This is a genomic window from Citricoccus sp. CH26A (assembly GCF_000224415.1).
In the GTDB taxonomy this organism is placed as follows: domain Bacteria; phylum Actinomycetota; class Actinomycetes; order Actinomycetales; family Micrococcaceae; genus Citricoccus.
Genome location: NZ_AFXQ01000020.1, coordinates 1 through 14,559 on the forward strand (window position 1 = coordinate 1; position 14,559 = coordinate 14,559).

At 72.5% G+C, this 14,559-nt stretch carries 13 protein-coding genes; 7 read left to right on the forward strand and 6 right to left on the reverse strand.

Annotated elements, in window-relative coordinates:
• Positions 1-216: 216 nt before the first annotated feature.
• Entirely contained in the window at positions 217-1,299 is a 1,083-nt protein-coding gene (locus CITRI_RS0111875; protein ID WP_010145045.1) for a LysR family transcriptional regulator, read from the forward strand.
• Positions 1,300-1,405: 106 nt separating this feature from the next.
• The gene (locus CITRI_RS17585; RefSeq protein ID WP_083843433.1) at positions 1,406-2,602 is read left to right on the forward strand and encodes an agmatine/peptidylarginine deiminase; all 1,197 of its coding nucleotides are present in this window, start codon (positions 1,406-1,408) and stop codon (positions 2,600-2,602) included.
• Positions 2,603-2,605: 3 nt separating this feature from the next.
• On the opposite strand, the gene CITRI_RS0111885 is transcribed toward CITRI_RS17585, so the two are convergent.
• From CITRI_RS0111885 to CITRI_RS18505, 4 genes are all read right to left on the reverse strand, one after another.
• Positions 2,606-3,052 carry a universal stress protein gene (locus tag CITRI_RS0111885; protein ID WP_010145048.1) on the reverse strand — a complete coding sequence of 149 codons (447 nt, stop codon included), beginning with the start codon at positions 3,050-3,052 and terminating at the stop codon, positions 2,606-2,608.
• A gap of 242 nt (positions 3,053-3,294) precedes the next feature.
• Positions 3,295-6,951, reverse strand: coding sequence for a DEAD/DEAH box helicase (locus CITRI_RS0111890; protein ID WP_010145049.1), 3,657 nt, complete (start codon positions 6,949-6,951; stop codon positions 3,295-3,297).
• 67 nt (positions 6,952-7,018) lie between these two features.
• The gene (locus CITRI_RS0111895) at positions 7,019-8,329 is read right to left on the reverse strand and encodes an AI-2E family transporter (RefSeq protein WP_237709058.1); all 1,311 of its coding nucleotides are present in this window, start codon (positions 8,327-8,329) and stop codon (positions 7,019-7,021) included.
• Positions 8,330-8,445: 116 nt separating this feature from the next.
• Positions 8,446-8,757, reverse strand: a complete 312-nt coding sequence (locus tag CITRI_RS18505) for a hypothetical protein (protein ID WP_141566092.1) — start codon at positions 8,755-8,757, stop codon at positions 8,446-8,448.
• A 74-nt stretch (positions 8,758-8,831) separates the two neighbouring features.
• Between CITRI_RS18505 and CITRI_RS0111905 the strand changes: the two genes are divergently transcribed.
• Positions 8,832-9,560: a helix-turn-helix domain-containing protein gene (locus CITRI_RS0111905; protein WP_010145052.1), complete on the forward strand. Its 729-nt coding sequence runs from the start codon at positions 8,832-8,834 to the stop codon at positions 9,558-9,560.
• 81 nt (positions 9,561-9,641) lie between these two features.
• Positions 9,642-10,787 (forward strand): acyl-CoA dehydrogenase family protein, encoded by a 1,146-nt coding sequence (locus CITRI_RS0111910; protein ID WP_010145053.1) that lies wholly within the window; start codon positions 9,642-9,644, stop codon positions 10,785-10,787.
• A 98-nt stretch (positions 10,788-10,885) separates the two neighbouring features.
• Here CITRI_RS0111910 and CITRI_RS0111915 read toward each other — a convergent pair whose 3' ends face one another.
• On the reverse strand, positions 10,886-11,239 hold the full coding sequence (locus tag CITRI_RS0111915) for a cupin domain-containing protein (protein WP_010145055.1): 354 nt from the start codon (positions 11,237-11,239) through the stop codon (positions 10,886-10,888).
• A gap of 143 nt (positions 11,240-11,382) precedes the next feature.
• Here CITRI_RS0111915 and CITRI_RS0111920 point away from each other — a divergent pair, with 143 nt between their 5' ends.
• The 3 genes from CITRI_RS0111920 (at position 11,383) to CITRI_RS0111930 (ending at position 13,441) form a co-directional block, all read left to right on the forward strand.
• Complete coding sequence (locus tag CITRI_RS0111920) at positions 11,383-12,135, forward strand: ZIP family metal transporter (protein ID WP_010145056.1); 753 nt, start codon at positions 11,383-11,385, stop codon at positions 12,133-12,135.
• A gap of 40 nt (positions 12,136-12,175) precedes the next feature.
• A complete protein-coding gene (locus CITRI_RS0111925; RefSeq protein WP_010145057.1) occupies positions 12,176-12,781 on the forward strand; it encodes a hypothetical protein in 606 nt (201 codons plus the stop codon).
• Positions 12,782-12,844: 63 nt separating this feature from the next.
• A complete protein-coding gene (locus CITRI_RS0111930) occupies positions 12,845-13,441 on the forward strand; it encodes a cyclodeaminase/cyclohydrolase family protein (protein WP_010145058.1) in 597 nt (198 codons plus the stop codon).
• Between the two features lie 151 nt (positions 13,442-13,592).
• Here the strand turns inward: CITRI_RS0111930 and CITRI_RS0111935 are convergent, their stop codons facing one another.
• On the reverse strand, positions 13,593-14,510 hold the full coding sequence (locus CITRI_RS0111935) for a serine hydrolase (protein WP_083843434.1): 918 nt from the start codon (positions 14,508-14,510) through the stop codon (positions 13,593-13,595).
• Positions 14,511-14,559: the final 49 nt, after the last annotated feature.

The following is a 14,559-nucleotide window of genomic DNA, read 5'->3' on the forward strand; positions in this document are numbered from 1 at the left end:
CGGAGAAGGTCGTCGGGTGGTTCCGGGCCTCGCGCAGCCAGGTGCGGACCTGCTCGACGGCGGCCGGGGCCAGGTCCTTCAGCGGTCCGGGATCGGGGACCACCGGGTGGGAGACGTGGATGCTCATACCGACATTGTTCTCCGTCACATCCTGCACCACCAGCGAACGTTTCCGCAGGGTACCCTTCGGATCAGCCGAACTGATGGGAGGGCATCGTGCTGGACGTCCGACGCCTGGTGCTGCTGCGTGAACTGTCCATCCGGGGGACCATGACCGCCGTGGCGCGGGCCATGAACCTGGCGCCGTCCTCCGTGTCGGAACAGCTGGCGCTGCTGGAACGGGAGACGAAGACGGTCCTGCTGCGCCGGGCCGGTCGCACGGTGCAGCTCACGGAGGCGGCCCTGGCCCTCGTGGAGCGCACCGACCCGATCCTCGACGCCCTCGAGCAGGCCGAGGCCGCCCTGGCCTCCACGGGCCAGGAGGTCACCGGCCGGGTCACCCTCGCCGTGTTCCAGTCCGCCGCCCTGACCCTGCTGCCACCGGCGCTGACCCTGCTGCGCACCCGGCATCCGGGGCTGCGGCTCGAGGTGGTCCAGTACGAGCCCGAGACCGCGCTGCACGAGACCTGGGCGCGAGACTTCGACGTGGTCGTCGCCGAGCAGTACCCCGGGCATTCCGCCCCGCACTGGCCGGGCCTGGACCGCCGTCCGCTGCTGCGCGACGAACTGCAGCTGGCCGTTCCCTCGTCGCTGGACGTCGATCGGCTGGACGCCGGGCCGGGGATCGAGGTGGGCGCGGGGGCCGGACCGCACACAGCACCGCGCACAGCACCGGGGGCCGGGCCGGACGGGCCGGGGGCCGAACCGCGCACAGCACCGGGGACCGGGCCGGACGGCCGACGGCCGACGCCCGGTGCCGTGCTGCAGGCGCTGCTCGCGCACCGGCCCCTGCCGTGGGTGATGGAACCCCGCGGCACGGCCACCCGGCACTGGGCCGAACAGGTGTGCCGCTCGGCCGGCCACGAACCGGACGTGCGCTACGTGTCCTCCGACCTGCAGTCGCACCTGGCCCTGGTGGAGTCCGGCAACGCGGTGGCCCTGCTGCCGGGGCTGATGCTGGTGGGCTCCCGGGCCCGGTTGCGGCGGATCCCCCTCGACGGCCGGCCGATGCGCACCGTCTTCACCTCCACCCGGTCCTCCACGGCCAGGTCTCCCGCCGTCGTCGCCGTCCGCTCGGTCCTGGAGGAGGCGGCCGGTGACCTCGGGCTGGGGCCGGCGTCCCGGACCGGCTCCGTGTGAAGCGCGTCGCACGCTCGCATAGCATGGGAGGTGCCGGCCGCACGGGGCCCCGCCGGCGGCCGCCGTCGCCGGCACATCCCGTGAACGACCTGATGAGAGGGGATCCATGGACGAGCAGCCCCGGGCGTCATCGGGCCGGGAGGCCTCCTCGGGGACTCCGGCTCCGTCCACGGGCCTCCCGCGGTCATCATCCCCCGGGGCGCGGTCTCCCGCGGCGGAGCCCCCCGGTTCCGGCACGTTGCTGACCGGCACCACGGAGGACACCTGGCACCTGCCGGCGGACACCGAACCCCAGGAACGGTTGTGGCTGGCCTTCCCCCGGGACTACTCGCGGATGGGAGCCAGCTCGTGGGAGGTCTCCGGGGCCCGGCGCGCCTGGGCCCGGGTCGCCCACGCGGTGATGGACTACGAGCCGGTCACCCTGCTGGTGGACCCCGCCGACCGGCAGATCGTGCACACCTACGTGGACCCCCTGATCCCGGTGGTCCCGCTGTCCATGGACAACCCGTTCCTGCGGCTGTCCGGCCCCACCTTCACGGTGGGCGGCGTGGACGGGCGGACCGGTCAGCGCCGGATCGGCATGATCGACTGGGTCTTCAACGGCTTCGGCCGCCGCCCGGGCGTCGAGTTCCGGCTGGACGACGTGGCCGGGGGCACCCTGGCCGAGCTGACCGGTGCCCGCCGGCAGCTGTCCCTGCTGGTCAATGAGGGTGGTGCGTTCATCACCGACGGCGAGGGAACGCTGATCGCCTCCGAGTCCGTGCTCCTGGACCCGGCGCGCAACCCGGGATGGTCCCGCGCGCACGTGGAGGCGGAGTTCGCCCGGTACACGGACATCCGCAAGGTCATCTGGCTGCCCCGCGGCCTGGCCCGCGACGCCGGCCCGCACGGGGTGGGCGGGCAGATCGACCAGGTGGTGGCGTTCGCCTCCCCCACCGTGGTGCTGCTGCACTGGCAGGAGAACCCGTCCCACCCGGACCACGAGGTGTCCGTGCAGGCACTGGAGATCCTGCAGGGCGAGACCGACGCCCGGGGCCGTCCCCTGAACGTCGCCGCCATCACCGCTCCACTGGCGGAGTCCGACGGCAGGGGCCAGGTGTCCTGGTCCTACGTCAACGTCCTACCGGTCAACGGGGCCGTGGTGGTGCCGTCCTTCGATGACCCCCATGACGAGGGGGCGCACCAGGTCCTCGAGGCCGCCTACCCCGGGCGGACCGTGGTGCCGGTTCCCGCGCACCGGTTGTACCGCCGCGGCGTGGGCATCCGCCACGTGGGCCTGCCGCAGCCGACGCGGATGGCCTGACGTTCAGCGGCCCCCGTCCCCTCCGTGCTTGTGCGTGATGAGCACCGAACAGTGGGCGTGGGCGGCCACGGCGGAGCTGACCGAGCCCAGGAGCAGGCCGGCGAAGCCCCCGTGACCCCGGTTGCCCACCACCACGAGGGAGGCGTCCTTGCTCAGGTCGCGCAGCACCTGCGCCGGCGGCCCCTCCCGGACCACCCGTTCCAGCCCCTCGGGCACGTCGTCCCCGAAGGCCGCCGTGATCGCCTGGTCGACGGCCTCCTGGGCCCGGCCGCGGAAGTCCTGGGCATCCGGGGCGGGGACCGCTGCCGCCACGACCGACCAGTGCCAGGCCGTCACCACCTTCAGCGGGGCGCCCAGCAATGCGGCCATGCGCCCGGCCTCCTTCAGGGCCTCCACGGAGGTCTCCGAACCGTCCACGCCGACGACGACCGGCTTCACTGCCTCTCCCATCACCACTGCCCCTCTCTGACGTCGGGTCCGGTCCGGCCCTTGGCGCGCCGTCGGTGAACTCCGGATGTGCGAACACCGTAGGTCCGCCCGGCGCGCGGGACAATATCCGGCGTCCCGGGCGCAGTCACTCTCTGGTTTGGGGGCAGCCCCTGTACCGGTCCGGGGGCAGCCCCTGTACCGGTCCGGGGGCAGCCCCTGTACCGGTCCGGGCGCAGCCCTGACGCCGGTCCGGGAGCGTCCCCTCAGCCCCGGTCCGGGGCGAACAGCTCGCGGACGTCGTCGGCGGTGATGGTGCTGGAGAACGCGGTGTCCCCGTCGGTGAGGGAGGAGAACAGGGCCGCCTTGCGCTGCTGCAGGGCCAGCACCTTCTCCTCGATGGTCCCCTCGGCCACCATCCGGTACACCATGACGGTGCGCTCCTGGCCGATCCGGTGGGCGCGGTCCACGGCCTGGGCCTCGGTGGCCGGGTTCCACCAGGGGTCCAGGAGGAACACGTAGTCGGCCTCGGTCAGGGTCAGCCCGAAGCCGCCGGCCTTGAGGCTGATCAGGAAGGCCGGGGCGGTGCCCTTCTTGAACTGGCTGATCACCTCGGAGCGGTTGCGGGTGGAGCCGTCCAGGTAGGCGAAGGCCACGCCGCGGTCGGCCAGCCGGTCCCCCACCCGGGACAGGAACGAGGTGAACTGGCTGAAGATGATCACCCGGTGCCCCTCCGCCACGATCTCCTCCAGGTTCTCCATCAGCTGCTCCATCTTGGAGGAGGGCACGGAGGCGTACTCCTCGTCCACGATCGCCGGGTCCAGCGCCAGCATGCGCAGCAGGGTCAGGGACCGGAAGATCACGAAGCGGTTCTCGTCCATGTTCTGCAGCAGCCCCAGGACCTTCTTGCGCTCGCGCTGCAGCACCTGGTCGTAGAGCCGGCGGTGCTTGGGCACCAGTTCGACGTGGCTGACCTGCTCCTGCTTCGGGGGCAGGTCCGAGGCCACGAGCTCCTTGGTGCGCCGCAGCATGAACGGCCGGATCCGCCGCCGCAGCCGCGCCATCCGCTCGGCGGCGAATCGGGCGCCGTCATCGGAGGGGTCCGGCGTCTCGATCGGCTTGGTGTACTCCTGCCGGAACACCGTGTGTGAGGGGAACAGCCCGGTGGCCGTCAGGGACAACAGGGCCCACAGGTCGGACAGGGAGTTCTCCATCGGCGTGCCGGTGATCGCCAGCCGGAAGGGCGCGCGGACGTCCCTGGCCGCCTGGTGGGCCTTGGCCGTACGGTTCTTCACGAACTGCGCCTCGTCCAGCACCAGCCCGTCCCAGTCCAGCGCGGTGTACTGCCCCGAGTCCAGCCGCAGCAGGGTGTAGCTGGTGACCACGACGTCGGCCCCGGCCACCTCCTCGGCCACCGTCGTCCCGCGCTTGGCGGCGGTGGTGTCCAGCACCCGCAGGTCCAGGCCCGGCACGAAGCGCTCGGCCTCCTCCTTCCAGACGGACAGCACCGAGGACGGCGCCACCACCAGGAACGGGGGCGCCACCGGTGGGGGCGGCACGGGTTCGCCGTGGTCCGGCGGGCGCTGTTCCGCCAGGGGCTCGGCGGGGTGCTGGCCGGGGTGGTCACCGGGGTTGGCGCCGGGGCCGTGAGCGCCGCGCTCGCGCGCCCGGGCGATGAGGGCAAGGGTCTGGACGGTCTTGCCCAGGCCCATGTCGTCGGCGAGGATCCCGCCGAGTCCGTGGTCGTACAGGAAGCTCAGCCACGCGAAGCCCTCGAGCTGATAGGGACGCAACCGGGCGTCGAGGCCCTCGGGGACCTCGGGCGTGGGGATCTCGGCCAGGTCCTTGAGCGCGCCCACCGTCTCCTGCCAGGCCCGGGCCGCCACGGACTCGTGGGCAAGGTCCTCGAACTCCTCCCACAGCGCCACGTCATAGCGCGAGATCCTTGGGCGCTCGGCGCTCCAGTCCCCCATCACCTCGGCCTCGTTGATGAGGTCGCGCAGCTTCTGGAAGGAGGGGTGGTCGAGGCGGAACCAGGTGCCGTCCTTGAGCATCAGGGCCTTCTGCCCCTCCGCCAGGGCCGTGAACACCTCGGTGAAGGGGAACAGCTCCCCGCCGATGGTGATCTCGAAGCCGAGGTCGTACCAGTCGTTGTCCTTCTTCCGCCCGGACTCGACCTGGGTGATGCGCACCAGCGGGTCGTCGGTCAGTTCCCGGTAGTCCGGCCTGGACCCGTGCTCGGTCACGCTCACGTGCTCCAGGCCCTGCAGCACCGGCAGCACGTTCTCCACGAACCGCGCCGTCTCCATCCCGGCCAGGTGCTGCACCCCGCCCGCGCCGGCGACCGGCCAGTGCTCGCCCACCGCGTCCAGCACGGCGTCCTCGTGCTCGAGGTCCCGGTCGGCCTCGGGGTTCCGGGCCCGGCCCGAGTACCCCGTGGGGGACCAGCCACCGCGGGACCGGGACCGGCGCGATTCCAGCGGCAGTTCGCGCCGCGGACCCCAGTACAGCCAGGACCAGTCCAGGCTCGCCCGGTGGTCCTTGCCGTACCGCACGCGCAGCTGCAACTCGGGGGCGGGCACCTTCGGGAACTCGACGGATCCGTCCGTGCTGGCCACGGGCATCATGCGGGAGAGCCGCGGGTAGACGTCGTAGAAGAACTCCTCCGTCTCCCCCGCCGGGATCTGCAGCGGCTCGTCCTGCTTCAACAGGTCCAGTACCGGTCGCGGCAGCGTGCGCTCGGCCGGCACCAGTGTCAGGCGCACCGGGGCACCCCACTGCGGGGCGTCGTCGGGCACGTCCACCGCGATGAATCCCCCGGTGCCGGCCGCCCGAGCCCCGGGCACCGGTGTCCCGCCGGACTCGACCACGGGCACCACGGCGAGGTCCGACTCCCCGCGCACGTCCAGGCGCACGCTGGCCGGCCCGGCCAGGACGACCTCGCCGACCACGCCCTGGCCCACGAACTCGACCCCGAGCTCCCGGGCGCGGGTGAGCAGTTGCCAGGCAGGCGGTCCGGAGAGCTGGTCCAGCCGCAACGTCTCGTCGTTGCCGAACATCCCCTGGGGACGTTCGGCGAGGAAGAGGCGGTAGAACTGCCCGAGCAGTTCCACGTGGTCCTCGCGCAGCTGGTGGCGCAGTCCCCCGTACTGGAACTTCTTCCAGGTCAGCCCACCCTTGATCCAGTTGTCCCGCGAGCCGCGGCGCATCGGACGCAGGTGGACCTGCAGGGCGGCACCGGAGCGCACGTCCGCGACGCTGGCGGCGTGGGCGCCCCAGCGTCGGCGCATCTGGTTCTGCGGCTCGGCCATCAGCTCCACGCCGATCCCCACCGGCTCGTCCGAACCGAGGCTCAGGTTCTCCCCGGTGAGCTCCCCCAGCACCGAGCGCCAGTCCTCGCGTTCGGCCCCCTCCCCCCAGGGGCCGCCGCCGTCCTCACCGTCCCACACGTCCGCCTCGGTGTAGCGGTGCACCTGGCCCCAGCCCTGGACCGGGGGTGCAGCGTCCTGCCCGGCCGTCCCCCCGGGCACGGCACGCAGTGCCTGGTGGCGCAGGTGCCGGCGCATCGCCTCCTCGGTCGCGGCGTAGAGCAGCGCCGCGGCGTGCTTGCAGTCGTTGCGGACCGGGCAGGTGCAGCCACCGCGCAGCGGGCGCCAGGATTCCAGTGCCTCCGGGGACGACGCCGGCCGGCCGGGCACCAACAGGACGTACGTCTCGTACGGCAACGGGTCGTTGCCCTGCACCGACCCGGTCAGGGTCGCGGACGGGGCGGACGTTGCCTCGCCCGCCCCCTCCGGGGCGTCCCACTGCATCGAGGTGACGGCACCCTGGCGGGCGTAGGCCTTGCCCTTGTCTGCCGCCGCGGACCCCACCAGGCCAGCGATGTCCTGGTCGGCGACGTACGGCAGCGTGGGGGTGGTCATCCCTCCATGGTTTCACGGACGACGGACAGGGTCCGGCTTGCCCGGGCCGGGCCGTGGGCGGGCCCGTTCACTCGGTCCGCTGTGGAGGGGACTGCGCCCCCGGGTCCCCGGGCGCACCGCCGTCATCGGCCCCGTCACCGCCACCCGCAGCGGCGCCATCGCGCGCCTCCTCGCCGGGCAGCACGCCGTCGCGGGCACCGGACACCCGGGCGGCCACGGTATCCTCCGCGGCCCGTTCGGAACGCTGCCGCGCCAGCGCTGTTCGGTTCCGGTCCTCCATCCCGCGCAGGTCGGAGGCGATGAACGTGTTGATCCAGCGGGACTGCGGGTCGGCGTCGACCATGACCGCCTTCAGCAGCAGCGTGGCGGGCAGGGCGAGGATGGCGCCGAGCGGACCGAGGATCCAGGCCCAGAACAGCAGGGACAGGAAGGAGACGGTGGGGATCACGCCCACGGCATCGCCCGTGAACTTGGGCTGGATGATCGACTGCAGCACGAAGTTCAGGACGGAGTAGGCCACGACCACGGCGAAGAACGCACCCCAGCCGCCCTCCACCAGGCCGAGCAGCGCCGGCGGGACCATGCCGATGATGAATCCGATGTTGGGGATGTAGTTGGTCAGGAAGCTCAGCACGCCCCAGACCCAGATCATCGGGACGCCGATGACGGCCAGCGCGGCGACGTCCAGCGCGGCGACGATCAGCCCGAAGACCGTGGTGACGACCCAGTACCGCCGCACCCCCTGGGCGAACGCGGTCAGCGCCTGGCCGAGCTCGTAGTCGGCGGTGTTCAGAAGCGCGATCCGCCGCTCCACGGCCACGGAGTCCATGGCCAGGAAGAACACGGCCATGATGACGGTGGCCAGCAGGCCGATGATGGCGGTGACGTTGGACAGGACCGCGGTGAGCAGGCCGGTCGCCGTGGACACCACGGTGGACATGTTCAGCCCGGAGAGCTGCTGGATGACCATGTCCGGGGTGACGCCGAAACTGCCGATCCAGTTCACCATGCCGAAGTAGATGTTGGTGAACTCCGCGCTGTACTCCGGCAGCGCCATCACCAGTTCCGAGGCCGACCACAGGATCAGGGCCAGGAACACGATCAGCACGACCACCACGATCAGCACGGTCACGGAGGCCCCGAGGAAGCGATTGACCCCCCGGTGGATCATCCACGCCTGCAGCGGGTAGGCGATGATCACCAGGTTCAGGCCGAGGAACACCGGCCCGATGATGCCCTGCAGCCCCTGGACGAACTGCAGCGCGATGACCAGCCCGGCCAGGCACAGCACGATGACGAGGAATCGCGGCCACACCCGGCGGGTCCTGTCCTCGACCGTCTCCCCCATTGCCGCGTCCGCGGCCTGCGCCTTTTCCACGACCCGCAGTCTACGGCGCGGCCCCGACGCGTCGCCTGCCGGACCTGCGCAGGCGACGCGCCCCTGCGGCCCCTGCCCATCCGACGGATGAGACGGCCACCGGCCCTGACGGGGCCTCAGCGCAGGCCGGGACCGCCCCCGAGGGCGGCCGCGCGCCGGATCCGGTGCATGGCCTGCCCCTCGCGGTGGTCGATGCCGACGCCGGGGCGCTGGCCCATCCCTGACCCCGTGCCGGAGCCGGCCCCTGAACCGGGGTGGCGCTGGGCGCCGGCGCCCACGCGGATCGCGGACGGCCCGAGGAGGGCGCGGAACGCCCGGCCCAGGCTCCAAGGGGGTGCCGGCTTCGCGGGCTGGCGGGCAGGGCGGGGCAGGTCCCGGGAGGAGTGGTCGGCCGGGAGCGCGACGGTGGATCGCAGCATGGGGGTCATCTCCGTAGACTGGTGCCGAGAAGACTTTGCAGAGATTTCTTTGCAAAGCTGTCTATGCAAAGGTAGCTCTGCACATGCCCCGTGACAAGTCCTCGGCCCCGGGCGACCCCCTCCCCGACGAGGCCCCCCGACCCTCCCCGGACCCCGTGGCGGACGGCCCGGCCCAGTTGCCCGGCGTCGCCCCCCGGAAGGTCGACGCCCGGGCGATGAAGGCCTTCGCCCACCCGCTGCGGATGTCGATCTACTCCCACCTGACGGACGTGGGGTCGGCCACCGCGACCGCCCTGGCCCGGCACCTGGACGAGAGCACGGGGCAGACGAGCTACCACCTGCGCCAACTGGAGAAGCACGGCTTCGTGGAGGAGGACACCGGCCGGGGCTCGGGCCGGGAGCGCTGGTGGAAGCCGGTCGGGTTCGCGGTGCCCACCTACGACCTCGCCCAGGATGAGGCGAACAGGCCGGCCATCCAGGCCCTGCTGCAGGCCTCGCTCGACCAGCGCGCGGCCGCGCTGGGCCGCTGGCTGTCCGTGGAGAACCACGAGGATCGGGAATGGATCGAGGCCTCGATCGACAACACCACCACCCGCGAGCTGACGGCGGCCCAGACCCGGGCCCTGACCGAGGAGCTCATGACGGTCATCGACCGGCACCTGGGCAGGCCCGGTGACCCCTCCGGGGCGGACGGCGACGCCGGAGCGCCCCCGGACCGGCCGACATCGGACGAGGACCCGGCGGCGCAGACCCGCCGGGTACGCCTGTACCTGAGCGTCTTCCCCCTGGCGGCCGACGACACGACGCCATAAGTTACCCGCCGGTATTGCATGTGGGGGTCCCCGGTGGCACCCTCGAGGTGTACCCAGCAGTAACCCCGAGAGGACCGTCCCATGCGCCGTCGCATGTTCGAGACCGAGCACGATGACTTCCGCGAATCCGTCGCCGAGTTCATCAAGCGCCACGTCACTCCGCACGTCGAGCAGTGGGCGGAGGACAAGGGGCTGTCGCGCGAGCTCTGGCAGGCCGCCGGGGAACAGGGACTGCTCGGCCTGGAGGTCCCGGAACAGTACGGCGGCGGATACCCGCAGGACTACCGGTTCAACGCGGTGCTGTTCGAGGAGTTCTCCCGGGTCAACTTCGCCCTGCCGTCCTGCATCGGCATCCACGCGGACGTCGTCCCGCCGTACATCGTCAAGCTCGGCACCCCGGAGCAGCACCAGCGCTGGCTGCCCGGCATCGCCGACGGGTCCATCATCGCCGCCATCGCCATGACCGAGCCCTCCGGCGGTTCCGACCTGGCCAACCTGCGCACCACCGCGGTCAGGGACGGGGACGACTGGGTCCTCAACGGTTCCAAGACCTTCATCACCAACGGCTACTCGGCGGACTTCGTGATCGTCGCCGCCCGGACCAGCCCGGAGAAGAAGGCCCGGGGCATCACCCTGTTCGGCGTCGAGGCCACCATGGAGGGCTTCCACCGCGGCCGCAAGCTGGACAAGGTGGGCCAGCCGGAGTCGGACACCGCCGAGCTGTTCTTCGACAACCTGCGCGCCCCGTCCGAGAACATCATCGGCGAGGTGGACACCGGTTTCATCCAGATGATGGTGAACCTGCCCCAGGAGCGACTGGGCGCCGCGGTCTACGGGCTCGCGCACGCCCGGCAGATCCTGGACGAGACCCTCGAGTACACCAAGGAGCGCACGGCGTTCGGCCAGCCGATCGGCGCCTTCCAGCACAACAAGTTCCTGCTCGCCGAGCTGGTGACCAAGGCCGAGGTCACCCAGGCGTTCGTGGACGAGGCGGTGCTGGCCCACACCACCGGTGAACTCTCGGCCGTGGACGCCGCCAAGGCCAAGTACTGGGCCTCGGACGTGCAGAACGAGATCCTGGACCACTGCGTCCAGCTCTACGGCGGCTACGGCTACATGAACGAGTACCGGGTGGCCCGGGCCTGGAAGGACGCTCGCGTGAACCGCATCTGGGCCGGCTCCAACGAGATCATGAAGGAACTCATCGGGCGCGACCTCGGGCTCTGAGCCGGCTGCTTCGCGTTCGTCCGGATCGAGAGGACTGGTCCGCCCGGGTCCCCGGGTGACCAGTCCTCTCGGTGATGACGGGACGGTATCCGGAGTGTTCAGCTCGGTCCGAGTGCCCCCGTGTCCGGCGACGTCCCGGTGTCCGACCGCGGCCCGGCGCGCTTGAGCTCCACGAAGATCGCCCTCGAGGGCGTGTCCCCCGTGTTCTCGCCGGAATGACGCTGGGCGGGCACCCAGTTGACCGTCCCGGCCGGGATGTCCACGTCCCGCTGGTGATCACCCGCGACCAGCCGGCGGCGGATGTGGCTGAGGGAGTACATGACGCTGTCGGGGTGGTCGTGCGGCGTCGTCCGGTCGCCGGGCCGGTCGGTGTATTCCAGCACCCGCACCTCGTCGTTCTCGAACAGGACGGAGTAGTGCTCCGGATTGGTGACCACGGGATCGAGTTCCACAGCAGCAGTGTCCTCCTGCCGCGGGCCCAGGCCCAGGCCTGCCGACCGGTGACGTGCCCGAATCCGCGAGTCCACGGGCCCACGTCACGCACCGGCACTTCCCCGCGGCCCGGCCGTGCACGATCCTGAACCCGGAGGTGCGCATGCCGGAATGGCTGCTGGCCGGCGGGGCCGGCCTGATCGCCGGTGCGGCGCTGCTGCTGGGCAGCGTCATCGCCTGGTTCGTCGACGTGCCGCGGCGGGTGGTGGCGGCCGTGATGGCCTTCGGCTCCGGTGTGCTGATCTCCGCCCTGACCTTCGAGCTCGTCGACGAGGCCCTGACCACCGGTGGACTCGCCGCCACGGTCATCGGCTTCGCCGTCGGGGCGGTGACCTACGTCGGGCTGAACATCGTGCTGGCCCGGTTCGGGGCCCGGCACCGCAAGCGCTCGGGTCACCAGCAGTCCGGCCTGGACGGGGACGGCGCCGGAGGGGCGATCGCGATCGGCGCCCTGCTGGACGGGGTCCCGGAATCCATGGTGCTGGGCCTGAGCGTGCTCGTCGGCGGCGGGGTCAGCCTGCCGATGTTCGTGGCCGTGTTCATCTCCAACGTCCCGGAGGGGCTCTCCAGCACGGCCGGCTGGAAACGTGCCGGGCGCGGACCGGGTTACGTCTTCGGGATCTGGGGCGGCATCGCGGTGGCCTCCGGGCTGGCGGCACTGGCCGGCTACCTCCTGTTGGACGGCGCCCCACCGGCCACGATGGCCGTCGTCAACGCGCTGGCCGCCGGGGCCATCCTGGCGATGATCACGGACACCATGATCCCGGAGGCCTTCGAGGACGCCGCCCTGTACTCGGGGCTGATCGCCGCGGCGGGTTTCCTCGCGGCCTTCAGCCTGCACGCTGCGCGCGGGTGATGATGGGATGACCAGACCACGACGGCGGCGGGAGACGCGCATGGACCGATGGCAGTTCACCGGGCACATCGCCGGGGCCGGGACCTCCGGTGGGACCCGGCTGGTGCTCGGCGCCTGGGACCACAGCCCCCACGGGCCCTTCGCGGACGTCATGGTGGAGCACCCGGACGGCCGGCGCGAACTGCTGGCCCCGGACGACTGGGTCGCCGACTTCGTCTCGGCCACCTACGTGTTCGACGACGTCCGGCAGGTCCCCGTGTCCGTCGCCGTCGAGGGTTCCGCCTGGACCGTGCGGGCCGGGCCGCTGCACTGGGATTTCACGGTGGGGCGGCGGACGCCCTGGGGGCACCTGTTGCGCGCCGTCCCGCCCCGGCTGGGCCGCACCCTGGCGGTGGCGCGGGTCAGCGACCGGGTGGCCCGGGTGGTGATGCCCGGGGTGCGGACGCTGGGCACGGCGGGGAACGACCGGCTCGAGTGGTACTCCGCCCGGGACCTGCACCGCATCACCGCCTCCACGGCCTCCTGGGACGGCCGGGACCTGGGTGACCTGATGGAGATGGACCCGCCACCGCGGTTCGGGTTCAGCTCCACTCCCCGGGAGCCCATGCTCACCACGCTGACCAGCACGGTGCGGTTGCCGAGTTGACGAGGCCACACCCGGGCCGCCGCAGGACTGGCGCGACTCCGGACGCGGTGCTGTGATGGACCCATGATCCGGCACGAGCGCATCGAGGACTACCTGAACCGCCTGGCCTCCGGCGAGCCGACACCCGGTGGCGGGGCCACGGGCGCGCTGATGGCCGCCCAGGGAGCGGCCCTGGTGGCCATGGCGGCCCGGTTCAGTGAGCGGGAGGAACTGGCCGCCCGCTGCGAGCGGATCGCCGTCACCGCGCTGGGGCTCTCGGACGCGGACGAGTCGGGGTTCGCCTCCGTCGCCGACGCCTTCGCGATGCCCCGGGACACCGAGCCGGAACGTGCCGAACGCTCGCGGCAGATCCAGCAGGCCATCGAACGGGCCGCGGAACCGCCGGGGGCCATCGTGAGGGTGGCGGCCGACGTCGTGGGCGTGGCGACGGAACTGCTGGAGGACTACAACCAGAACGTGCTCAGTGACGTGGGCGCCGCGCTGGGCGCCGAACGCGCGGCCCTGATGGCCGCGGTGGTCACCCTCGAGACGGACCTCGCGCCGCTGAAGGATCTCGAGGCCGAGACGCGGTTGCGCAAGGACATCGACGGCGCCGCCCGGCTCATCGACGACGTGGACGCCCTGGTCACGCGGGTTCGCCGGCTGATCCGGGGCGGCTGATCCGGGGCGGGTGAGCCGCCCGGTCATCGTCCGTCCGGGTCGAGAGGACATCGCCCCCTGCGCCCCCGCACGGACGTGTCCTCCCAGTCCGGACGAACGGGCGGCGGGCAGGATCGGCCGGCGGCCGCGCGGACCGGGACGCGTTCCGGCCTCAGCCCACGTCCCGGGCCCGGGCCGCGGCCAGGCCGAGCGAGCCCAGCACCGCGCCGGCCTCGAGCGCGGATCCCGCCGGGTCCTCGGTGCGGGTCCGCGGGTGGTAGGCGGCCACGCACGCGGCCGGCCGCCCGGTCCCGACGTCGGCCGGCAGGAGCAGCACGGAGGCGCACCCGGGCACCCCGGGCGGCCTCAGGAGCTCGAAGCCGGAGACGGTGCGGTGCGGGATGGTGCGCGGTCCGAAGCCGGGCAGGGCGCTGGCCAGGCCGGCCGGTTCGAAGGCCGTGTCCATCCAGCCCAGGATCCGCTCGGACCGAACCGTCCCGTCGGTGGCCAGGCGTTCCAGCAGGGTGCAGAGGTCGGCCGTGGTCGTCGTTCCGAGGAGGCCCTCCCCCCAGCTCTCCCCCGGCGCGTCCGCGTCCCCGCGGGCCGCGGGTTCCAGCGCGGTCAAGGTCGTCGCGTCGAGGCCCAGGCCGGCCACCGCCCGCCGGGCCTCGCCCAGGACGTCCGCTCCCCTGGCCGTCAGGAGCTCGAGCAGCGCCACCACACACGCCGCGTCGCCGGTCCCGACGACCAGGGCGATCGCGTCGTCCACGGTCAGCTGCAGCTCGCCGCCCATCCGCCGCAGCGTCCCGGAGCGGGCGGCCGCGCGGTGCTCGCCACGGATGGTCACCGGCTGCCCCAGTAACTCCGAGGCGTGCTCGGCCAGCTGCGCCACCGCCACCGCGAGGAACAGCTTGCCGGTCCCGGCCAGCGGGTGCCGGTCCTCCGCCCCGTGCGCCACCGCGGCACGATGCGCATTCCCGGGCGCCGTGGGGAACCGGACGGTGAAGCGCAGCCCGGGCGCCGACGTCGTGAGGTCCTGCAGGGAGACCACTCCGGGGCCGAGCGGGCGCGGTGAGCCGTGTCCAGACATGCGTCCCAGCCTACGAGGACCGCGCCCGGCGGGTGTGGGAGGCTGGCGG